Source organism: Arthrobacter sp. FW306-05-C, assembly GCF_021801725.1.
Classification (GTDB): domain Bacteria; phylum Actinomycetota; class Actinomycetes; order Actinomycetales; family Micrococcaceae; genus Arthrobacter.
This window is the reverse complement of sequence record NZ_CP084556.1, coordinates 417,351-437,488: the sequence shown is the minus strand read 5'-3', so window position 1 is coordinate 437,488 and position 20,138 is coordinate 417,351. Positions and strand designations below refer to the sequence as shown.

The following is a 20,138-nucleotide window of genomic DNA, read 5'->3' as shown; positions in this document are numbered from 1 at the left end:
CGAACTATCGTTGGCTCGATAACTCATATTGTGGACCCAAATTCACCATGTGGATAGAGACGGGACCAAAACAGCATCATTGCGGAATGGTGCCCCCGATGACCCTGGTGGATTCCTCGGCCGCAGCGAGGACCTGTTCCAACCAGGACGCGCAGACGTCATAGGGCATCCTCAGGGCGGGGCCCATCACCGTAAGCGCCCCGAAAAGTTCACCCTGGGGTCCGAAGATAGGCGCCGAAATACCACTGGCGCCGGATACCCGCTCGCCGGTGGTGATGGCGAAACCGTCTGCGCGGGCTTTGGCGACTGCCTCCTCCAGGCTCGCGGCATCGGTAATCGTCTGGTTGGTCAGGGATTTCAGGCCCGACCGGTACACCCGCTCCGCAACCTCCGGATTCCAGGCCAGGAGGACACGCCCTGCCGCCCCCACGTGCAGCGGCATGATTTCACCCACGCTCACAACGCGCCGGAGCATGCGCCGGGTTTCGGCCAAAGCGATGCAGACACGCTTCCCTTGGGATTCTCGAAAAATGCACGCCGTCTCACCCAAGTCATCACGCAGCCGGCGCAGCACCGGCGTTAGCAGCTCCAGGAAATCCAGCCCCTGGGTTGCCGGTGCCGCCCAGTGGGCCATCCGCACCCCCACCCGGTACCGGTCCCCGTGCCGGTCCAGGATTCCTTCCTGCACCATGTTCGCAACCAGCCGCTGGACCGTGGAGTGCGGGACGCCGGTGCTGGAGCGGATCTCGGCCAGTGACAACTCGGGCCGGGCAAGGGAGAAAGCATCAAGGATGGCGGTGATTTTCCGCAGGACCAACAAGGGTGTGGCCGACGTTTCGCTGGAGCTCATGGGGAAAGTGTATGAGTCACGGAGGCGTTGAGTGTGACCGAAGTAACTGTTAGCATCAGGTCCACATCATGATGGAGAACCCACGATGTGGCAGGTGCACTACCTGTTTTGAGCAATAACACCGGAGCCCGCAAGCAGGTCTCCGTTCGCGGACCGATGCACCACTTCGTTCTGCAAGCGTGAACCAGCAGGGGGAACAAGCGGCCGGAGCAGGCCGGGAAGAGGCAAAGATGCCAGCTGCACAGCCAGGCACGTCCGGATATGCGGTGGAGCTCACCGGGTGCACCAAACAATTTCCAACATCCGGAGGCGAGACCTACTTCGCCGTTCGGGACATCGACCTGAAGGTCGAGCCCGGCCGCTTCGTCTCGATCGTTGGCCCTACGGGATCCGGCAAGTCCACCATTCTCAACATGGCAGCGGGCCTGCTGACTCCCAGCTTCGGGGAGGTTAAGAGCTTCGGAGAACCCGTGACCGGAGTGAACCGCCGGGCGTCGTACATGTTCCAGCAGGATGCCCTGCTGCCGTGGAAGACCGTCATCGACAATGTGAGCCTGGGCCTGACCATGGCAGGCGTCTCCAAAACGGAGGCGCACGCAGAATCGCGGCGCTGGCTCGAAAAGGTGGGCCTAAAGAATTTTGCGGACCGCTACCCGCACCAACTCAGCGGCGGCATGCGAAAGCGCACCGCCATCGCCCAGGCGTGGATCGTGAACCCGGACATCCTCTTGATGGACGAGCCCTTCTCTGCCTTGGACGTCCAGACCCGCCAGATCATGGAGAACGAACTTTTGCAGCTTTGGCAGGAATCCGGCAAGGCAGTGGTCTTCATTACCCACGACCTCGACGAAGCGATCGCACTGTCCGATGAAGTGGTCATTTTGGGGGCGGGACCTGGAAGCACGGTGGTGGGAAGCTACGAAATCGACATTCCACGCCCCCGCGATCTGCTGGACATCCGGGACGATCCCCGCTTCGTGGCGCTGCACCGGGAAATCTGGGGTCGACTGAAAGTCGAAGTCTCAAAGACCTACGAAAGCGCCATGGCAGAGGAGGGTGAGGCAGCATGACCATCCTCGGTTCCAGGAGGCCGGGCTCCCGCGGAAACGGCTCTCCCGGCGGTGCCCAGGACCGCAGCCCCGCCAGCCGGTCCTCCCGCCGCGGAGAAATGTCCCCCCTGGCAATGCGGAGCATTCAACTCCTTCTCACGGTTGTCGTCCTGGCAGCGTGGGAGGCTTTGGGGCGCGCCGGGGTGATCGACGAATTCTTCTTCCCCCTTCCCTCGGACATCTTCCAGACCGTGTGGCTCTGGGTGTCCTCGGGGTTCGTGTTCCCCCATCTTTGGGTGACCATGCAGGAAGCCATCCTCGCCTTTTTAGTGGGGGCCGCCGTCGGACTCCTCCTGGGCTTCATCCTTGCCCGGGTCCGTTTCCTGGAACGACTGCTGGACCCCTTCCTCCAGATGTTCAACGCGCTCCCGCGCGTAGTCCTCGCTCCAATCTTCCTGCTCTGGTTCGGCCTGGGTATCTGGTCGAAGGTCGCTTTCGGCTTCACCCTTGTGTTCTTCATCGTTTTCTTCAACACGTTGGAAGGCGTCAAGAGCGTAGACCGGGTCCTGGTGGACAACGCCAAAATGCTGGGCGCCAGCGAAAAGCAGCTCCTGCGCCACGTCTTCATTCCCAGTGCCCTCACCTGGATCTTCTCCAGCCTGCATATCAGCGTGGGCTTCGCCATCACCGGCGCAGTGGTGGGCGAGTACCTGGGTGCCTCGGGTGGCATGGGCTACGCCATTGCCCAGGCCCAGGGCGTATTCGATACAAAGGGCGTCTTCGCCGGGATGTTCATCCTCATGATTGTGGTGCTGATCATCGACCTCCTCGTCAACCGCCTGGAGCGGCACCTCCTCAGATGGCGCCCTGTCCGGTCCTCCTGACCAGGTGCCACAGCCCAAAGCCGCCTACCAGCGCCAACTTTCCGTAACCGCCTGAAAGGGATACCCATGACAGACAAATCAACCCGGCGCCGTGGCCGGGTCCTCCTCCGGCCGCTGACCCTGATTGCTGCAGTTGCCCTGGCACTCTCGGCCTGTGGTGCCCCCGCCGCAGCCCCTCCCGGCCAGAGCGGATCAGCCGCGGCCGGCGGAGGCGGCGGGGGCGGCAAGGTGGTTATCGGCGTGGGCGGCCAGACCCTCCTGACCTACCTTCCGACGACGCTGGCCCAGCAGCTTGGGTACTACAAGGATGAAGGCGTGGACGTCGAACTCCAGGACCTCCAAGGCGGCTCGAAGGCCCTGACCGCCATGGTTGGTGGCAGCACCAATGTGACCAGCGGCTACTACGAGCACACCATCCAGATGCAGGCCAAGAACCAGCAGATCAAGGCCTTCGTGGACATGGGCCAGTCTTCCGGCCTTGCCCTGCTGGTGGCGCCGAAGAACGAAGGCCAGATCAAGACAATTGCCGATCTCAAAGGCAAGAACGTGGGGGTGACGGCGCCGGGCTCCTCCACGGACATGTTCGTGAAGTTCCTGCTGGCCAAGAACAACATGCAGCAGTCCGATGCAGCGGTGTCCGCCATCGGCGCGGGATCTTCCGCCGTTGCCGCTGTTGAGCAGGGCCAGGTTGACGCAGCCGTAATGCTCGAACCGGACGTATCGGTCCTCACCAAGCGCATTGGCCACAATCCTGTAGTCCTGGAGGACGTCCGCACGGCCGAGGGGCTGAAGGAAGTGTTCTCCACTGATTCCTGGCCTTCCGCCTGCCTTTACGCCAAGACGGACTGGCTGAACCAGAACAAGGACACGGCCGCCAAGCTGGCCAAGGCCATCAAGCGCACCCTTGAGTACATCAACGGTCACTCCGGTGCCGAAATCGCGGCCAAGATGCCGGAAAGCTTCGCCGGCGGCGACAAGGATCTCTACGCGAAAGTCATCGACGACCTCAAGAAGACCCTGAGCAAGGACGGTACGTTCACCGAAGACGGCGTCCAGGCTGTCCTGAAAACCCAGCAGGTAGCCAACCCGGACGTGGGAAACAAGGACATCAAGCTTGCCGATACGTACACCAACGACCTCGTGAAGTAGCTGCTGCCGACGGCAGCGAACCACGCCCGGGGAGCAGCTTAAAAACGAAAGGTGCCCGGTCCCCCAAAGGGGCCGGGCACCTCGCCGTTTCTGTCCTAGGCGGAAGCAGCGGCGGAGCTGACCGCCTGGCCCAGCGACGTCGTCGGGCGCCCGATCAGCCGACGCAGGTCGCCGGTGCTGACCAGGAGATCGCCGCGCGCGATGCCAAGGTCGGAATCCGCAAGGATTTCAGCGAAAGCCTCCGGTACGCCAACACCAGTGAGCACGCCAACGTATTCCTCCGCGGGCAGGTCGTTGTACTTAATGACCTTTCCGGTTGCGGCGCTGATCTCCGCCGCCAGGTCCGCCATGCTGAAAGCGTCATCGCCGCCCAGTTCGTAAACCTTGCCGGCCTGGGCGTCGGCCACCAGGACTGCAGCGGCCGCGTGCGCGTAGTCCACCCTGGCGGCCCCGCTGACCTTGCCCTCGCCGGCACTGCCCGCGAGAGCGCCCTGGGCAAGGGTTCCGGGCAGCTGCTCCGTGTAGTTCTCCAGGTACCAGCCGTTGCGCAGCAGCACGAAGGGCACTCCGGATTCGCGCAGCAGCGCCTCGGTTGCCTTGTGTTCATCGGCCAGCTTCATGGCCGTGGTGTCCGCGTTGGCGATGCTGGTGTAGGCCAGCAACTCCACGCCCTCCGCCTTGGCGGCTTCAATGACAGTCCGGTGCTGCTGGACCCGCTGTCCCACTTCGCTGCCGGAAATGAGCAGCACGCGCCGCGCACCCTTGAGGGCGGCTGCGACCGAGCCTGCATCGGCGTAGTCCATGGGCTTGACCTGCAACCCGCGCCCGGCGAAGTCCGCGAGCTTGTCCACCGAACGGCCGGCCGCCACGATTTCCTCCGCAGGTACTCCCCGCTCCAGGAGGGCTTCCAGAACGTGCCGGCCCAACTGTCCAGTGGCGCCTGTAACAACAATGCTCACGATGATTCCTTTCGGGATTTTGCTCTGTCGAAGAGCACAACCGCCGCCCGCGGACAAAACTTCCCAAAAGGGAGTACGCACTTCTAAGTAAGGTACTGACCTTTAGGTAAGCTACCGGTATGAAAGCAGCTCCCCTGCCCTTGGCGTTTGACGACGGCGTGTTCCCGGCAGGGTGCCCCAGCCGTGTGGTGCTGGACCACATCACCAGCAAATGGGGTGTCCTGATCCTGCTTGCGCTGTCCGAGGGCGAACAGCGCTGGAGCGATCTGCGACGCCGGGCCGAGGGCATCAGCGAGAAGATGCTGGCACAGACGTTGAAGACACTCGAGCGTGACGGCCTGGTGAGCAGGAACGCGCAGCCCGTCATTCCGCCGAGGGTGGACTACAGCCTCACCGAGCGGGGCTACGAGTTGAGCGCGCTCCTGGTACCACTGGTGGCGTGGGCATTCGAGAACGCGGAGGAGATCGTCAACGGGACCGGAGCGGGCAAGTAGCGGGTCTTCGAAACGCGAGTACCTGTTACTGGTGTGACTGGTGTGAATAGCACCTAGCGTAGGAGTACGGTGGCGGCCGGAATGGGAGGACCATCCTCTGCTGAGAGCGTTCCGCCGACCAGCACCGTTAGCAGGCGGCGGGCTGCCGCTTGAAGGAGTTGGTCACGTGGCCAAGGACTATGCGCAGGATCTTTCGGAGATGGGACAGCCCGTCAGCCTCGGCACTGTCCTCGCGGCAGCCTGGGGCCGGACGGTGGCGGCCCTCGGACCCCGTTGCCCTTACCGGGTTGGGGACACGGTGATAGGCGACGACCCCTTCAGCGGCAGGCGCGAAGGGGTCGTCGTATGGCAGGACCGCCGGTCGGTGGGAGTCAAGACGCCGTACGGTGTCTTCTTTTTCGACCACCGGATGGTCAAGCCCCTGGACTAGGGTGCCAGGGGGCCTGCGCTAGCGCGCGGACCAGCCGCCGTCCATGGTGTAGCTGGCGCCGGTGACCATACCGGCGTCGTTCGATGCCAGCCACGCCACCAAGGACGCCACCTCTTCCGGTTCCACCAGTCGCTTGATGGCGGCTTCGGTGAGCATCACCTTGGACAGCACCTCGGATTCGGGGATGCCGTGCACTTGGGCCTGGTCCGCCAACTGCTTCTCCACCAGCGGCGTGCGCACATACCCGGGGTTAATGCAGTTGGAGGTAACACCGCGCGGGCCGCCCTCCAGCGCCGTCACCTTGCTCAGCCCCTCCAGACCGTGCTTGGCGGAGACATATGCGCTCTTGAACGGGGAGGCCCTGAGACCGTGCACTGAGGAGACGTTGATGATGCGGCCGAACTTGTTGGCATACATGTGCGGCAACGCGGCCCGGATCAGCAGGAACGGCGCCTCCAGCATCAGGGTGATGATCCGGCGGAAGTCCGCGGGGTCGAACTCCTGGATGGGGTTGATGCGCTGGATTCCTGCGTTGTTGACCAGGATGTCGCAGTCCAGGCTCCGGGTGGCCAGCGCATCCACGTCCAGCAGGTCTACACCCCATGCGCTGCCGCCCACCTCGTCGGCGAGGGCCTCCGCAGCGGCGGTGTCGACGTCGGCCACCACCACCTTCGCGCCCCGCGCCGCGAACGCGCGCACGCATGCGGCGCCGATTCCGCTGGCACCGCCGGTGACCAGTGCCTTGCGTCCATTCAACGTGTTGTCCATTTCAGTTCTCCTCTACCCCCACATGGTTTGTGCGGCGGCCTCATGGTTTGTGCACCCACACGATCCAACTGCTTCACCTATCCGGGGCGGCTGGTTCAACCCCGCCGCCCCGGCAACTGACGGTTTAGCGGCGTGCTGCAGTCAGCAGCCCCTCACGGGCCGCGTCTTCCTGGTCCACGTCCTCCAGGGCAACGCCCTTGGTCTCCTTCAGGCTTAGCACGGCCACGGCGGTGATGGCACAGGCCACCACCAGGTAGATGGCGGTGGGCACCCACGAACCGGCGTCCTTCAGCCACTGGGTGGCCAGCAGCGGAGCCAGCGAACCGGCGAAGATCGAGGTTACCTGCGAGCCGAGGGAAGCGCCGGAGTACCGCATGCGGGTGGGGAACATTTCGGCCATGATGGCCGGCTGCCCGGCGTACATCAAGCCGTGCATCATCAGGCCGATGGTCACGGCCAGGACGATCACTACGGCGTTGCGGGTGTCGAACATGGGGAAGGCAAAGAACGGCCAGGTGGCTCCGAGGATGGTTCCGGCCAGGTAGACGGGCTTGCGGCCAATGCGGTCCGCCAGGCGGCCGTACTGCGGAATGATGGCGAAGTGGATGACGTGCGCGATCAGCAGTGCCAGCAGCAGCGATGAGGTGTCGTACTTGTGCACGCTCTTGAGGTAGACGATCGCGAAGCTGACCACCAGGTAGTACATGATATTCTCCGCGAACCGCAGGCCCATGGCCTGGAAGATGCCCTTGGGGTACTTGCGGAGGACCTCGAACACGCCATAGCTGACGGCCTGTTCCTTTTCGACCAGTTCCTTGGCCTCAAGGAAGATGGGCGACTCGCTGACGTTGGTGCGGATGTAGTAGCCCACGAAGACGATTACGGCGGAGAGCCAGAAGGCCACGCGCCAGCCCCAGCCGAGGAACGCCTCGCTGCTGAGGGTGGTGGACATGATGTACAGCACCAGGGTGGCCAGCAGGTTGCCCACGGGGACGGCGGCCTGCGGCCAGCTTGACCAGAAGGCGCGGGTCTTGTTGGGGCTGTGCTCAGCCACGAGGAGCACTGCGCCGCCCCATTCGCCGCCGAGTGCGAAGCCCTGGATGAAGCGCAGGACCACCAGCAGCGCCGGGGCCAGGTATCCGATGTCGGCGAAGCCGGGGAGGCAGCCCATCAGGAACGTGGACACGCCGATGATGATGATGGTGAGCTGCAGCGTTGGCTTGCGGCCCAGCTTGTCGCCGATCTGGCCGAACACGATGCCGCCCAGCGGGCGTGCGATGAAGCCCACCGCATAGGTCAGGAAGGCCTGGATGATCCCGTCCAGGTCGTTGCCTGTGGCGGGGAAGAAGTACTTGCCGAATACCAGGGTGGCGGCAGTGGCGTAGAGGAAGAACTCGTACCACTCCACCACCGTGCCCACCATCGAGGCGGCGACAATCTTCTTAAGTCCTGATCCTTTGGGTGCATGCCCGGCATCGTTTGCCGGGCGTTGCTCTACGCTCATGGTTTCTCCTAGTGTCCACATTGACACGCGCTGTGATCTCCAGCACAAGTGACTCAGATGAGTATTGCTGCACAAAGGTGCCGCTTCAATGGCCAAAGCAGCACGAAGCCTGTGCATAATTGCAGATATGAACGCGAACCCCGACGACCTGTTGGTCCTCCTTGCGGTCTCCCGCTCGGCGAAATTTACGACGGCGGCCCAGGCCCTGGGCTTGAACCACACCACGGTCTCGCGCAGGATCGCCGGGCTGGAAAAGGCGCTCGGCGGCAGGGTCCTGTCCCGTGCCGCCGGGGGCTGGGAATTGACGGAACTTGGCGAGCAGGCGGTGCGGGCGGCGGAACAGGTGGAGGCGGTGCTGGGAACGCTGGGACCCACGGGCCAGGCACCCGACGCGATTGCCGGCGTCGTACGCATGACCGCAACGGATGGCTTCAGCGCCTATATTGCCGCGCCGGCCGTGGCCCGGCTGCGCCGGGAGCACCCGCGCCTCAGCGTGGAAGTGGTGACCATGACCCGCCGGGCCCTGCAGCAGCGGTCCGGTCTGGACATCGAGGTGGTGGTCGGCGTACCCCAGGTGCACCGGGCGGAGGCCATCAGGCTGGGCGACTACCGGCTCGGAATGTATGCCTCCCGTGCCTACCTCGAGGAGCACGGGACGCCGGCCACCGTGGCCGAACTCAACCAGCATCCGCTGGTCTACTTTGTGGACTCCATGCTGCAGGTGGACGACCTCGACGCGCCACGGCGGCTGGTCCCCGCCATGCGCGACGGCCTCACCTCCACCAACGTTTTTGTCCATGTGGAAGCCACCCGGGCCGGTGCGGGCGTGGGCTTCCTGCCGTGCTTCATGGCCGACCTCCACGATGACCTGGTCCGGCTGCTGCCCGACAACATCGGCGAGCTGCTCCCGTACTGGATGGTCCTGCGCCCGGACTCGCTGCGCCGTCCCGCGGTGGCCGCCGTCGTCAAGGCGCTCCAGGAGCGGATGGCCGAGCACCGCGGAGCGCTCCTGGGGAAGGACAAAACCTCATCCGTTGCTGAGTAACTGTCGTTTTCAGGGTCCAAAACGACAATTACCCAGCAATCGATGGGGGTGGGTCGGGGTCGTGGCGGACCGGCGCGCCGGCGGCGAAGGCCCGGACCTGCGCATCGTCCCAGAGGTGCGCAGGGACGGCACCGCCCAGGAGCCGGCGGCGCAGCTGGGGGTCGTCGCCAAAGGGCACGTCGCTGCCTGCCATCACCATGTTCCCGTAGCGCCGGCCTTTGAGCATGGCGGGGTCGGCGATGATCACGGTGTGCTTGAAGGCTGCCGCGATGGTGGCGGCATCCTCCCGTGCGTTCTTGAGGTCCGGGGCATCGCCGGAGTTGGCCACGTACAGGCCGTCGGGTGCCAGGACCCGCTTGGCGTGGGCGGTGAACTCGGCGGTGGTCAGCGGGCGCGGGGTATGGGCGCCGGCGAACACGTCCCGGATGATGAAGTCACGGGTCTGGGCGGTGAGGGTTTCGGTCACGGCGCGGGCCTCCCCCACGCGGATCCGCAGCAAGGGCGCCTTGGGAAGGTCGAACCAGCCGCGCACGTATTCGGCCAGCTTCCCATCCAGTTCCACCACCACCTGCCGGGCATCGGGGTAGGCGGCGGAGAAGTAGCGCGCCATGGAGCAGGCCCCGCCGCCCAGGTGCAGCCCACGGAGTTTGTGAGCGCCTCCAGCAGATGAACCGGCGGAGGACGACGGCGGCCACCGGGACTCGATGAGCGCCGCCATCCACCGCATGTACTCGAAGTCCAGGAACAGCGGATCTGCCAGGTCGATGTGCGAGCTCATGACACCGTTGATCTTCAGGAGCCAGCCGGTGGAGTTGTCCTGGTCCGCCACGAGCTCGCAGTCACCGGTGTCAATGTAGTAGACACCCTCCACCGGTCCAGTCGGGGCGGCACCCTTGGGCACCTCCACCACACCCGGCGCGGGCCGGCCCCGGGCGCCTGACTTTCCGCGTTTGCCCATTACCCGTGCCCCGCTCCAGTCATGCCTCAACCCTAGTTGACCGGGCCGGCCGCCCAGTCCCTGCTTGACCGGACCCTAGTTGACCGGGCTGGCCGCCCCCTTGCCGTCCCGGATCCGGTTTACCACGGCCGTGGTGGACCGCTCGGCCACGTAGTCCAGGATGGCAACGCGTCCCCCGTATTCCTCCACCGCCGGGGTTTCCTCCAGCATTTCCGGTGTGTAGTCCCCGCCCTTCGCGTACACCTCGGGCCGGAGCCTGCGGATCAGCGGTGTGGCCGTGGGGGTGTCGAACACGGTGACGTAATCGACGCAGCTAAGGGCCGCCACCACCGCTGCCCGGTCCACCATGTTGTTGATGGGCCGGCCGGCACCCTTGAGCCGGCGCACGGAGTCGTCGCTGTTCAGTGCCACCACCAGGACGTCACCCAGCTGTTTGGCCTGGTTCAGGTAGCGGGTGTGGCCGCTGTGGAGCACGTCAAAGCAGCCGTTGGTCAGCACGATCCGCTGGCCCTGGGCCCGGTGCAGCTCCATCTGCCGCTCCAGTTCCTCTTCGGTCAAAGCAGTGTCCGCGAAGGCCTCCAGGTACCGGCTGAGCTGGGCGGTGCTGCATACGGATGTACCGGGCTGGTGGACCACCACGTCGGCGGCCGACTGGGCCAGGTCCAGGCTGGCGGTCAGCGGCAGCCCGGCCGCGCGGGCCAACGTCAGGGCCGCCACGAAGGTATCGCCCGCCCCGGATGCCTGTTTCTCCGCTGCCGGCCGTGCCCACGTTCGGTGCCGCACGCCGTCGGACGTCAACAGCACGGTGCCGTCCCGGTCCAGGGTGACCACCACGGCGCGCGCCCCAGTGCCCTGCAGCAATGCCGCCGCCTCCGCGCCCACCGCGTCAACCCGTTCCTGGCCTTCCGGCAGTTTCCGGTCCAGCAGCTGCGCGGTCTCCTGCGCATTCGGGGTCACCAGATCAGGCTGCAGGGCTGCCCACGGGCGGGGGTCGTGAGCGTCCACCACCACCAGGGGACGGTCAGTCCCGGCAGTGCCGCTGCCCAGGGCATCGGCCAGTGCGGTGCGGACGGGGTCCGCCACCACGCCGGTTCCGTAGTCACATACCAGGACAGCATCCTGGCGTTCGACGGCGGCACCCACCGACGCGGTGAGCGCAGCGAGGGCTTCAGCGGGGACAGTCCGGGCTGAGTCGTCGAGGCGCAGCATCACCTGCCCCCCGCTGCTGATCCGGATCTTGGTGGTGGTGACCATGTCCGGGTGCGTGAGCAGGTGCTGGACATCGATGCCCGCGGCGGCAAGCTGCCCCCGCAGGTCCTCGCCGGCGTCGTCGGCGCCGACGATCCCCGCAACGGAGACTTTCGCACCCAAGGCGGCCAGGTTCATGGCGGTGTTTGCCGCCCCGCCCGGGACCGATTCGCGGGTCTGGATGTCCACCACCGGCGCGGGGGCTTCCCGGCAGAGCCGTTCAATACTGCCGCTCCACCAGCCGTCCAGCATGACGTCGCCGATCACCAGGATCGACGGCTGCTCCGCGGCCAGGCGCCCCGGCAGCCAGTTGGACAATGCCCGCTGGGTGGAGAGATCCACAGGTTCCGGGGACGCGCTCATGGCAGGTCCTGTTCCTCGGGGACGGAACCGGCTCCGGAGCCTGCCGGCGCCGGCGGAGCTTCGATATGCACCACCTTGACCTGGGTGAACTCGTCCAGCAGTTCGGGCCCGTAGCCGAACCCCGCACCGCTCTCACCGCGGGGCTGGGCCGCGCCTCCGGGGGCGCCGCCAAAGACGGCATTGATCTTTACGGTGCCCACCGGCAGCGCGGCCACTGCCTGCTGGATGTGCGCGATGTTGCTGCTCAGGACGGTGGCGGCCAGGCCGTACTTGCCGCTGCACGCCAGCCGCAGGCCGTCGTCGAACGTGTCCACCACCTGCACCGGGGCAACCGGACCGAACGTTTCCTCCGTCATCACCTGCATCCCGTCCGTGCAGTCGAGCAGGACGGTGGCGGGGTAGAACGAGCCCGGCCCGTCCGGCACCGCACCGCCTTCAACCGCCCGCGCGCCCTGCGCCAGGGCATCGGCAACGTGGGCGTGGACGGCATCCCGCATCCGCAGGTCCACCAGTGGCGCCACCGTCCCGTTGCTGTTCCGGAGCGCCGCCTCTGCCTCCAGGGCACTGCAGAATTCCTTGGCGATGTCGCGGTGGACGTAGATCCGTTCCACAGAGGTGCAGATCTGCCCGCTGTTGGCGAACGCGCCGATCGCGGCCTGCCCGGCGGCCCATGCGGGGTCCACGTCGCGGTCCACCAGCAGGGGGTCGTTGCCGCCGTTTTCCCTGATGACGTGGGCACCCGTGAGGGCGCCCGCCCGGGCAATCCGGGACCCAGACGCGCTGGATCCCACGTGGGCAATCACGTCCACTTCCGCCTGGGACAGGGCCGCACCCACTCCGGCCCCGCCGGAGATAGTCAGGAAGACGCCCGCGGGGAAGGCTGGGGCCAGGACCTCGCCCAGCGCCTCCCCCAGGCGGGGGCAGCGCTCACTGGGTTTGTGGATCACCGTGTTGCCCGTGACCAGCGCTGCGCCGATCAGTCCGCAGGCTACGGCTACGGGGTCGTTCCATGGTGTCAGCAGCACCGCCACTCCGCGCGGTTCGGCAACGGTGTAGTCCGTGGCTGAACGGCTGCCGCGGAGGCTGTGGCCCCGCTGGACCGGGCCCAGTTCCGCATACTGCTCCAGGGTGGAGACACCGGCTGCAATGCCTGCCAGCGCCTCGGCCTCCGGCCGTCCGGTTTCGCTCGCGTTCAGGCCGGCGAGCTCCTCCGCAGCTGCCTCGAGCGCCCTGGCTGCGGCCCGGAGGGCGGCGCCGCGTTCGGCGGGGGCGGTTCCTGCCCAGCCGGGCGCAGCCCTGCGGGCCACGCTCACGGCATCGTTGACTGCGTCCGGTCCCGCTTCAGGCACCGTCCAAAGCACCTCTCCGGTTCGCGGGTCCTGGATGGTGACGCCGGCGCCCCGGGTTGTTTCATTGCCTGCGGTTGTTTCGATGGCTGTGGTGGGCATGGTGTTCCTCCCGCCTTTCGGTGCTGGGTGTGTTGCTGCTGGTGGTCCTGCTGCGGCCACGCGAGGTGTGGCCGCAGCCGGTGGTGTAGCCGGTTCCGGTTTAGGGCCAGGAACCTTCTTCCTCGTGGCAGATCAGCATTTCGCGGACTTCGCAGCCCGTGGGCTGGTTGAGGGCGAACAGAATGGCTTGGGCCGTGTTGGCGGGGTCGTTGAGCCGGGAGTCATCCTGCGGCTTGTACTGCTCCGTCCGGTCATCGAAAAAGCGCGTCTTCATGCCGCCGGGAATCATGGTGGTCACGCCGATTTCGCCGCCGGTTTCCGCGGCCAGCGCGTGGCTGAAGCCCACAACGCCGAACTTGGACGCGCAGTAGGCGGTGGCGTCGGCCACGGCGCGCTTGCCCAGGGTGGAGGCCACGGTGACTACCCGGCCGTGGGTTTCCTTGAGGTAGGGCAGGGCCGCGCGCACGGTGGAAACGGTGCCCATCAGGTTGACCCCGATGACCTTCTCCCACTCGGTGGCTTCGACGTCGGCCAGCTTGCCGCAGCGGTCGATCCCGGCCGCGGTAACCACCGCGTCCAGGCCGCCCAGGGTTTCCGCGGCTTCGCGGACGGCGTGCTCCACGGCGGCGCGGTCGGCCACGTCCACTTCGAAGGCCTTCACGCCGGAGACGCTGCTGATGTCGCGGTCCAGGACCACCGGAGTGCCGCCTGAGCGAAGGACGGCTTCGACGACGGCGGCGCCCAGTCCGGAGGCACCTCCCGTCACCAGGACGCGGCCGGGCGTGGTGGAGGCAGTTGCAGTAGGTTCTGCAGTCATGGTGTTCCTTTCAATGGGGAAAACAAGTTTGAAGGGGTAAGCAGGATCAGCTGACCTTGGCGAGTGCGTCCGCCAGGCCTGTGGTGGAGCGGGCGGGGTGGAAGGGCACGGTCAGGCAGCGTCCGCCCCAGCTTTCCACCAGGTCCGATTCGGGGAGGCGGGCGCCCTTGTAGTCGTCGCCCTTGACCCAGATATCGGGGCGGAGCCGGTCCAGGACGGCCTCGGGGGTGTCCTCGTCGAAGACCATCACCGCGTCCACGCATTCCATGGCCAGGAGCAGTTCCGCCCTGTCGTGCTGGCCGATGATGGGCCGCTCGGGGCCTTTGAGCCGCCGCACGGAATCATCGGAGTTCAGGCATACGATCAGGCAGTCGCCCAGTTCCCGGGCTGCCGTGAGGGACCGGATGTGGCCTGCGTGGATCAGGTCGAAGCAGCCGCCGGTGGCCACCACCTTTCCACCGCTTTCGCGCACCGAGCGGGCCAGCAGCAGCGGCTCCGTGGTCCGCCGGGCCGGCGCGGGGCGCGGACCCGCGGCATCACCGGTCTCACTGGTCTCCGGCAGTGCCGCCACCCCGCCGGCAGCCAGGAAATCCGCGGCGTCATGGACAGCCAGGGCCGCTGCCTCCGGCAGGTCGCGGCCGGCCAGGAGGTGCACCGCAAGGCTTGCGGCCAGGCGGTCGCCGGCGCCGCAGGGATCGCCCGCTTCCACCCGCGGCGCGGGAACGGTGCGGGAAGTGGCCTCCCCCTGCTGCAGCAGGACGGCCCCCTCCTCGCCCTTCGTCACCAGGACGGCCTGGCTGCGCCAACGCTCCAGCAGGACCTCCGCAACGGCGGCCGCAGGGTCATCCCGGTCGGTAAGGTTGCCGGCTCCGGACTGCACTGCCTTGGTGGCTTCGGAAATGTTCGGCGTCACGACGGCGACGCCCGGCACGGGTTCGGGCCCGGAGGGGTGCGGATCCCAGATGATGGGCACCTCGCCGGCAAGCCGTGCGAGCACGTCCCGCAGCTGTTGGTTGGCCGCCAGTCCCCTGCCGTAGTCGGCAACGATGACCACGCCGGCTTTCTCCACTGCACGGAGCATGGCGGGGCTGACGTCGGGGACCGGTGTCTTTTCGCAGCCCTGGTCGAAACGGACCACCGCATGGGACCCCGCCCGCACGCGGGTCTTGACCGGCGAGGGGTAGCCGCTCGCCCCCGCCACGAGCCGCACCCCGGCGAGGTGCGCACGGAGCTGGTTGCCGGCGTCGTCATCCCCCAGGACTGTCACCAAGGTGACAGGCCAGCCGTCCTGCGCGAGCATGCGCGCCACCAGACCCGCGCCTCCGGCTCGGCGGCGAACGCCCGAAACGTCCACCACGGGAACCGGCGCGTCAGGGCTGAGCCGGGTTGCTTCACCGGAAAGGTCGACGTCGAGCATCACGTCGCCCACCACAACGATCCTCATCGCGGGCCTCCTTTTGCCTGCCCGGCGCCCAGGGACGGAGTGTGCCGGGCAACCTCAAGGTCGAAGGCACGGCAGACGGCGTGGAGCGCGATCAGGTGCCCTTCCTGGGCGTTGGCGTTCAGGGCGTCGACCATGACGGCCTCATCGCAGGCATCGGACAGCGGGTTGGGTCCGGAGCCGGTGAGTGCCCAGGTGGTCACGTTCAGGCGGGACGCAGCTTCCGCCGCGCGGAGCAGGTTGGGGCTCTTGCCGCTGGTGGACAGCAGCATCAGCACGTCGCCGGAGCGGCCGTGCGCCCGCACCTGCCGGGAGAAGACCTCGTCGTACCCGTAATCGTTGGCGATTGCGGTGACGGCGGAGGACTCCGAGTGCAGCGAAATGGCGGAGAAGGGCACCCGCTCGGTGTCGAACCGGCCCACCAGTTCGGCGGTCAGGTGCTGGGCTTCCGCCGCTGAGCCGCCGTTTCCTGCCGCCAGGAGCCGCTGCCCGCGGAGCAGGCGCTGGGCCAACTCCACACCCCAGGCGGCAAGCCGCCCGGACTGGCTGCGCAGCGATTCCAGCGCCGGGACCACGTTGTCCAGGTGGGCGCGGACCGCGTCCGCACTGGCCGGGTCAACGAACGTGGCGCCCGGGAGCACGGCAGGCAGTGGCGGTGAGGCGACCAGGGTGCGCAGGTCCGCTTCGCGCAGGTTCGATTCGCGCAGGGTCGATTCGGCAGTCACAGTGCGGCTCCTTCCATCGGTACGACGCCGGCCGGAGCGCCAGCCTGGGCGCTTTTTTGGAGGCCGGCCACGGCCAACTGGTAGGCCTTTTCGGTTTCCGCGGCCACGCGGTCCCACGAGTAGCGGGTGCGGGCGCGCCGCTCGCCGGCCTGGCCGAGCCTGGCCCTGAGGCCGGGGTTTTCCAGAAGCAGCGACAGGGCCGACGCAATGGCTTCAGGGTCCTTGGGCGGCACATGCAGGCCCGTGGCATGGTCCACCACCGTGTCCCGGAGACCGCCCACCGCGGCTGCCACCACGGGCACACCGCAGGCCATGGCCTCCAGCGGGACGATGCCGAAGGGCTCGTACCAGGGTGCGCACACCACTGCGTCGGCGCTGCGGAAGATGCTGGGCATTTCAGCCCGGGACACCTGGCCCTGCAGCGTTACCTGCTCGGATACGCCCAACTGGGCCGCAAGGTCCATGAGGCGGCGGATTTCCGGGTCGGCGTGCATCCCGTTCGAGTCGCCGCCGCCCACGATCAGGAGTTCGACCTCCTCGAATCCGGCCGCCTTGAGGTACGGGAGCGAACGGATGACCAGGTCCACGCCCTTGCGGGGCACCAGCCGCCCTACGGACAGGATCCGGTAGCGGCGCTTGCGCGCGGCGGCCGGACCCTCCGGTGAGAAGAAGCCAAGATCCACGCCGCAGGGCGCGATGGAGATCTTGCCGGTGGCGATGCCCATGGCCTTGAGCTCGAAAACCTCGTCCGAACAGGTGGCGATGATGCGGTCCGCAGAGCGGCCCACCCCTGGTTCCAGCCAGCGGCGCGCCTCGGGGCTGGTGTCCTCGGCACCCTGGTGCCTGCGCTTGACGGTTCCCAGCGCGTGGAAGGTCTGCAGCATTGGCACCCGGTAATTGGTGTCCGGCCGGCGGGCCGCGTCGAGGGCGGCAAGGCCGGACATCCAGAAGTGCCCGTGCACCACGTCCGGCGGCCGCTGGCCCCAGTCGGCCGCCACACCGTCAGCGAGTTCACCCATGTAGGGCAGCAGCTCGTCCTTGGGCACGTGCCGGGCAGGGCCGGCGTCGACGTGGACCACCTCGAGGCGCCGTCCCACCCGCACCCTCCCGGGGAGCTCCGTTGCGTCCCTGCGCGTATAGACGGTGACGTGGTGGCCACGCTTGGCAAGGGCTTCCGACAGCGCGGCAACGTGCACGTTCTGCCCGCCGGCGTCCACCCCGCCAAGTGCCGCCAGCGGACTGGCGTGCTCGGAAATCATGGCGATCTTCATGGGGTCTTCCTCTCCCGCGCCGGAACGAGGATCCGCTCGTCCGGACGTCCGTTGTCGGAGTGCCGGGGCCGGGTCCGCAGGTCCGCCAGGAGCTCATCCCAGCGGTCCTGGAACTTGCCCAGGCCGTAACGCTCCAGCGCCGCCTCACGGGCGGCAAGTCCCCGCCGTCGGGCTTCATCCGGATTGGCAACCAGCCGCGCTGCGCAGCGGAGCAGTTCGTCGACGTCCGCGGAAACAATGCCGGCTTCCTGCGGCACCGCCCGGGGGGCCTCCGTGGCCGCCAGCACCACCACCGGCATGCCCAGATGCATGGCTTCCAGGAGGGACAGGCCCAGCGAGGTCCAGCGCATCGGATGGACGTAGACCCGGCAGCGGGCCAGTTCCCGGTGCAGCTCAACGGTTTTCAGGTCGCCCCGGGCTGTCAGCAGTGAAGGTTCGATTCCGGTGGCTTCGGCCAGGCCGTCCGTCTTCATGCCGAACACCTGCAGCGGTGCCACAGAGGCAAAGGCGGGCAACAGGTCCGTACCAGTAACGCGGCCGCGGCGGACGGGTTCGTTGATCACGACGCCCAGTTCGGGCAGCTCGCCGGTGTAGAGCTGCCCCGGGTCGGGGATGCCGTGCTCGATCACGGTGGTGGGAGCGGAGCCGTTGTCCCAGGCCAACCGGTTGAAATGGGTCACGTGGACAACGGGGATGCTGTTTTGGCCAGCGAGCGGATGGCTGATGTTCGGGAAGTTGCCCTTGGGGGTGTTGTGTTCGACGAACACGGCCGGAAGGTCGACGCCGGGCATGCGCCCCAGCGTGCGGACCACTTCGTCGATCTCTTCGGGCCGCTGGAGGACGACGGCGTCCACGGCGTCGGCGTCGAGCGTCGCCAGATCCACCTCCCGCGCGGAGTCCGGCCAGTCCCTCCCGGCGCGGCCCAGTCCCCAGGCCCCACGTTCGGGCAGGACGGGGAGCAGGTACTCATGACGGCCGCGGACAAACGCGTCCGTCCAGGAACCGTGAACATGCCAGAGCAGGATTCTCATCTGTTGCGGGCCTTTCTACGGGTACTCACATGGGTGCTGAAGGAGCTCACCCCGCTGATCAGGCGCTCCACCGCGGCCACCACTTCTTCCGGCGGGACCGAGTCGAGGCAGGGGTGGCCGAGGACGGGGCAAACCCGGGCGCGGGACATGCGGCAGGGGGCGTTCTGGTCCCCGAGGAGTTCCAGGGGCACGCCGTAGGGCGCCCAGCGGATGGCCGGGACCACGGGGGAAAACAGGCATGCCACGGGGGTTCCCACCGCAGCTGCCAGGTGGGCAGGCCCGGTGTTGCCGCTGACCACGGCATCGGCGCCGGCCATCACGCCAGCCATAGTGGAAAGATCGGTGCGTCCGCCCAGGTCCAGGGCCGAGGGGCCGGCCACCGTGGCGGTCAATGACTTTTCCGCCGGGCCCCCGGTCACCACCACGCGGTACCCAGCGCCCTGGAGGAGTTCGACGGCGGCTGCATGGTGCAGCGGGGGCCACGCCCTTGCGGGGACGGCCGCTCCGGGGTGGACCACAACGTAGGGCTCGTCGCCTACCAGGTCGGTTACGTCGGGGACGGAGTCGACGTGCAGCTTCCCGTCGTCCCCGGCTGGCAGCCGGAAACCGGCGGCCTCGGCAATGCCCAGCGCCCGTTCCGCCTCGGGTTGGTCTTCCGGAAAGTCCTCACCGGGCTTGAGGCGTACGTCCAGCAGTGAACCTGCGTAGTCAGTTGAGGCCCCCGTGATGCGCTCCACTCCGGCCAGCCGAAGCAACAGCGCCAGCGGCAACGGTGACTGGTGGAAGGACGTAAGGATGACGGCTTCGGTGATCCGGGAATTGCGGACATATTCGATCAGCCGGTCGGCATGCGGGCCGGTCATCCTGGGCGCCGGGTTCATGATCCAGGGGCTGTCCCAGCTGTAGACCTCTGCGGCCCCGGGGAGCATCGCGGCCGCAGCTTCACCCTGCCGGCCGCACAGCATGACCACGTGGTTGGTGCTGCCGCCGTACTGTGCCCGCCCGTTTGCCACTGCCCGGACAGCGGGACCGGCCAGCAGGACGTCGCCCATGCTGTCCAGCCGGGCCACCAGGACGCGCCCCATCAGGCGGTCCCCTGCAGCAGTCCGACGGCGGAGGCAAGATCAGGGGCGACCAGCCGCGCAGCGGCTACCTCTTCGACGCGTGTCACGGGGGTGGGCACCAGTACTCCGGTGGCCCCTGCCGCTTCCGCGGCACCCACGTCGGCACCGATGTCCCCGATCAGGGCGGCTTCGGATTCTGTGATACCAAGTTTGCGGCAGGCGCTGTGCACCATCCCGGGAGCAGGTTTGCGGCAGTCGCAGCCATCCTGTTCGGCATGCGGACAGACCTCCCACACGTCGAACGGTCCCAGCAGTTCTTCCACGCGTGCATTGACCTTTGCCACGTCCTCGGCCGTAATCAGCCCGCGGGCAATGCCCGACTGGTTGCTGATCACGCCGGTGGCAATGCCGTCCGCCCGCAGGCTGTCCAGCACAGCCTTGGCGCCGGCCATGGGCCGTACTTTGCCGGGGTCCCCGTTGTAGGGCACATCGACCACCAGGGTCCCGTCCCGGTCGAACAGGACAGCCCGGAGCTTGGAGGTTTCAGAGCTTCCCATAAACAACCTGTTCCCTCCTGCTCCTGCTCCTAAACAGCGCCGCAGGCTTTTTCGGCTGCAGAGGCTTGTTCTGATACCCGTTT

General features: G+C 67.1%; 20 protein-coding genes. 6 read left to right on the top strand and 14 right to left on the bottom strand.

Annotation, left to right across the window (positions count from 1 at the left end):
• Nucleotides 1–76 precede the first annotated feature (76 nt).
• Nucleotides 77–850, bottom strand: coding sequence for an IclR family transcriptional regulator (locus LFT44_RS02130; protein ID WP_236800831.1), 774 nt, complete (start codon nucleotides 848–850; stop codon nucleotides 77–79).
• A 230-nt stretch (nucleotides 851–1,080) separates the two neighbouring features.
• Between LFT44_RS02130 and LFT44_RS02125 the strand changes: the two genes are divergently transcribed.
• The 3 genes from LFT44_RS02125 to LFT44_RS02115 all read left to right on the top strand — a co-directional run bounded on the left by LFT44_RS02125 (nucleotide 1,081) and on the right by LFT44_RS02115 (nucleotide 3,932).
• Nucleotides 1,081–1,920, top strand: a complete 840-nt coding sequence (locus tag LFT44_RS02125; protein WP_236800830.1) for an ABC transporter ATP-binding protein — start codon at nucleotides 1,081–1,083, stop codon at nucleotides 1,918–1,920.
• Complete coding sequence (locus tag LFT44_RS02120; protein ID WP_236800829.1) at nucleotides 1,917–2,783, top strand: ABC transporter permease; 867 nt, start codon at nucleotides 1,917–1,919, stop codon at nucleotides 2,781–2,783. The genes LFT44_RS02125 and LFT44_RS02120 overlap by 4 nt, the downstream gene beginning before the upstream one ends.
• Nucleotides 2,784–2,849: 66 nt before the next feature.
• Nucleotides 2,850–3,932, top strand: a complete 1,083-nt coding sequence (locus tag LFT44_RS02115) for an ABC transporter substrate-binding protein (protein WP_236800828.1) — start codon at nucleotides 2,850–2,852, stop codon at nucleotides 3,930–3,932.
• Between the two features lie 95 nt (nucleotides 3,933–4,027).
• On the opposite strand, the gene LFT44_RS02110 is transcribed toward LFT44_RS02115, so the two are convergent.
• The gene (locus tag LFT44_RS02110; protein ID WP_236800827.1) at nucleotides 4,028–4,891 is read right to left on the bottom strand and encodes an SDR family oxidoreductase; all 864 of its coding nucleotides are present in this window, start codon (nucleotides 4,889–4,891) and stop codon (nucleotides 4,028–4,030) included.
• Nucleotides 4,892–5,010: 119 nt separating this feature from the next.
• Between LFT44_RS02110 and LFT44_RS02105 the strand changes: the two genes are divergently transcribed.
• Together LFT44_RS02105 and LFT44_RS02100 are read left to right on the top strand one after the other, a co-directional pair.
• Entirely contained in the window at nucleotides 5,011–5,385 is a 375-nt protein-coding gene (locus LFT44_RS02105) for a winged helix-turn-helix transcriptional regulator (RefSeq protein ID WP_236800826.1), read from the top strand.
• A gap of 166 nt (nucleotides 5,386–5,551) precedes the next feature.
• The gene (locus LFT44_RS02100; protein ID WP_236800825.1) at nucleotides 5,552–5,815 is read left to right on the top strand and encodes a hypothetical protein; all 264 of its coding nucleotides are present in this window, start codon (nucleotides 5,552–5,554) and stop codon (nucleotides 5,813–5,815) included.
• Between the two features lie 18 nt (nucleotides 5,816–5,833).
• Here LFT44_RS02100 and LFT44_RS02095 read toward each other — a convergent pair whose 3' ends face one another.
• Nucleotides 5,834–6,583, bottom strand: a complete 750-nt coding sequence (locus LFT44_RS02095) for a 3-hydroxybutyrate dehydrogenase (protein ID WP_236800824.1) — start codon at nucleotides 6,581–6,583, stop codon at nucleotides 5,834–5,836.
• Between the two features lie 124 nt (nucleotides 6,584–6,707).
• Entirely contained in the window at nucleotides 6,708–8,087 is a 1,380-nt protein-coding gene (locus LFT44_RS02090; RefSeq protein ID WP_236800822.1) for an MFS transporter, read from the bottom strand.
• A 127-nt stretch (nucleotides 8,088–8,214) separates the two neighbouring features.
• Here LFT44_RS02090 and LFT44_RS02085 point away from each other — a divergent pair, with 127 nt between their 5' ends.
• A complete protein-coding gene (locus LFT44_RS02085; protein ID WP_236800821.1) occupies nucleotides 8,215–9,132 on the top strand; it encodes a LysR family transcriptional regulator in 918 nt (305 codons plus the stop codon).
• A gap of 28 nt (nucleotides 9,133–9,160) precedes the next feature.
• On the opposite strand, the gene LFT44_RS02080 is transcribed toward LFT44_RS02085, so the two are convergent.
• The 10 genes from LFT44_RS02080 to LFT44_RS02035 form a co-directional block, all read right to left on the bottom strand.
• Nucleotides 9,161–10,090 carry a spermidine synthase gene (locus LFT44_RS02080; protein WP_236800819.1) on the bottom strand — a complete coding sequence of 310 codons (930 nt, stop codon included), beginning with the start codon at nucleotides 10,088–10,090 and terminating at the stop codon, nucleotides 9,161–9,163.
• A gap of 75 nt (nucleotides 10,091–10,165) precedes the next feature.
• Entirely contained in the window at nucleotides 10,166–11,701 is a 1,536-nt protein-coding gene (gene rfaE2, locus LFT44_RS02075) for a D-glycero-beta-D-manno-heptose 1-phosphate adenylyltransferase (RefSeq protein WP_236800818.1), read from the bottom strand.
• The gene (locus LFT44_RS02070; protein WP_236800817.1) at nucleotides 11,698–13,149 is read right to left on the bottom strand and encodes an aldehyde dehydrogenase family protein; all 1,452 of its coding nucleotides are present in this window, start codon (nucleotides 13,147–13,149) and stop codon (nucleotides 11,698–11,700) included. Before LFT44_RS02070 ends, rfaE2 begins: the two co-directional genes overlap by 4 nt.
• Before the next feature lie 100 nt (nucleotides 13,150–13,249).
• Nucleotides 13,250–13,966, bottom strand: a complete 717-nt coding sequence (locus tag LFT44_RS02065; RefSeq protein ID WP_142131363.1) for an SDR family oxidoreductase — start codon at nucleotides 13,964–13,966, stop codon at nucleotides 13,250–13,252.
• Between the two features lie 46 nt (nucleotides 13,967–14,012).
• On the bottom strand, nucleotides 14,013–15,410 hold the full coding sequence (locus LFT44_RS02060) for a PfkB family carbohydrate kinase (RefSeq protein ID WP_236800816.1): 1,398 nt from the start codon (nucleotides 15,408–15,410) through the stop codon (nucleotides 14,013–14,015).
• Nucleotides 15,407–16,057 (bottom strand): D-sedoheptulose-7-phosphate isomerase, encoded by a 651-nt coding sequence (locus LFT44_RS02055; protein WP_442863778.1) that lies wholly within the window; start codon nucleotides 16,055–16,057, stop codon nucleotides 15,407–15,409. Before LFT44_RS02055 ends, LFT44_RS02060 begins: the two co-directional genes overlap by 4 nt.
• 71 nt (nucleotides 16,058–16,128) lie before the next feature.
• Nucleotides 16,129–17,403 carry a glycosyltransferase gene (locus LFT44_RS02050; RefSeq protein ID WP_236800815.1) on the bottom strand — a complete coding sequence of 425 codons (1,275 nt, stop codon included), beginning with the start codon at nucleotides 17,401–17,403 and terminating at the stop codon, nucleotides 16,129–16,131.
• Nucleotides 17,400–18,434, bottom strand: a complete 1,035-nt coding sequence (locus LFT44_RS02045; protein WP_236800814.1) for a glycosyltransferase — start codon at nucleotides 18,432–18,434, stop codon at nucleotides 17,400–17,402. Before LFT44_RS02045 ends, LFT44_RS02050 begins: the two co-directional genes overlap by 4 nt.
• Nucleotides 18,431–19,519 (bottom strand): glycosyltransferase family 9 protein, encoded by a 1,089-nt coding sequence (locus LFT44_RS02040; RefSeq protein ID WP_236800813.1) that lies wholly within the window; start codon nucleotides 19,517–19,519, stop codon nucleotides 18,431–18,433. The genes LFT44_RS02045 and LFT44_RS02040 overlap by 4 nt, the downstream gene beginning before the upstream one ends.
• Nucleotides 19,519–20,055 (bottom strand): D-glycero-alpha-D-manno-heptose-1,7-bisphosphate 7-phosphatase, encoded by a 537-nt coding sequence (locus LFT44_RS02035; RefSeq protein WP_236800812.1) that lies wholly within the window; start codon nucleotides 20,053–20,055, stop codon nucleotides 19,519–19,521. Before LFT44_RS02035 ends, LFT44_RS02040 begins: the two co-directional genes overlap by 1 nt.
• Nucleotides 20,056–20,138 lie beyond the last annotated feature (83 nt).

Bases quoted from the DNA above. Each gene is read 5' to 3' on its own strand.
- LFT44_RS02060 (WP_236800816.1), bottom strand. From the start codon at position 15,410: ATGAGGATCGTTGTGGTGGGCGACGTGATGCTCGACGTCGACCTTTCC.
- LFT44_RS02065 (WP_142131363.1), bottom strand. From the start codon at position 13,966: ATGACTGCAGAACCTACTGCAACTGCCTCCACCACGCCCGGCCGCGTC.
- LFT44_RS02105 (WP_236800826.1), top strand. From the start codon at position 5,011: ATGAAAGCAGCTCCCCTGCCCTTGGCGTTTGACGACGGCGTGTTCCCG.
- LFT44_RS02080 (WP_236800819.1), bottom strand. From the start codon at position 10,090: ATGGGCAAACGCGGAAAGTCAGGCGCCCGGGGCCGGCCCGCGCCGGGT.
- LFT44_RS02085 (WP_236800821.1), top strand. From the start codon at position 8,215: ATGAACGCGAACCCCGACGACCTGTTGGTCCTCCTTGCGGTCTCCCGC.
- LFT44_RS02095 (WP_236800824.1), bottom strand. From the start codon at position 6,583: ATGGACAACACGTTGAATGGACGCAAGGCACTGGTCACCGGCGGTGCC.
- LFT44_RS02045 (WP_236800814.1), bottom strand. From the start codon at position 18,434: ATGAGAATCCTGCTCTGGCATGTTCACGGTTCCTGGACGGACGCGTTT.
- LFT44_RS02035 (WP_236800812.1), bottom strand. From the start codon at position 20,055: ATGGGAAGCTCTGAAACCTCCAAGCTCCGGGCTGTCCTGTTCGACCGG.
- LFT44_RS02120 (WP_236800829.1), top strand. From the start codon at position 1,917: ATGACCATCCTCGGTTCCAGGAGGCCGGGCTCCCGCGGAAACGGCTCT.
- LFT44_RS02050 (WP_236800815.1), bottom strand. From the start codon at position 17,403: ATGAAGATCGCCATGATTTCCGAGCACGCCAGTCCGCTGGCGGCACTT.
- LFT44_RS02070 (WP_236800817.1), bottom strand. From the start codon at position 13,149: ATGCCCACCACAGCCATCGAAACAACCGCAGGCAATGAAACAACCCGG.
- LFT44_RS02130 (WP_236800831.1), bottom strand. From the start codon at position 850: ATGAGCTCCAGCGAAACGTCGGCCACACCCTTGTTGGTCCTGCGGAAA.
- rfaE2 (WP_236800818.1), bottom strand. From the start codon at position 11,701: ATGAGCGCGTCCCCGGAACCTGTGGATCTCTCCACCCAGCGGGCATTG.
- LFT44_RS02090 (WP_236800822.1), bottom strand. From the start codon at position 8,087: ATGAGCGTAGAGCAACGCCCGGCAAACGATGCCGGGCATGCACCCAAA.
- LFT44_RS02115 (WP_236800828.1), top strand. From the start codon at position 2,850: ATGACAGACAAATCAACCCGGCGCCGTGGCCGGGTCCTCCTCCGGCCG.
- LFT44_RS02125 (WP_236800830.1), top strand. From the start codon at position 1,081: ATGCCAGCTGCACAGCCAGGCACGTCCGGATATGCGGTGGAGCTCACC.
- LFT44_RS02040 (WP_236800813.1), bottom strand. From the start codon at position 19,519: ATGGGGCGCGTCCTGGTGGCCCGGCTGGACAGCATGGGCGACGTCCTG.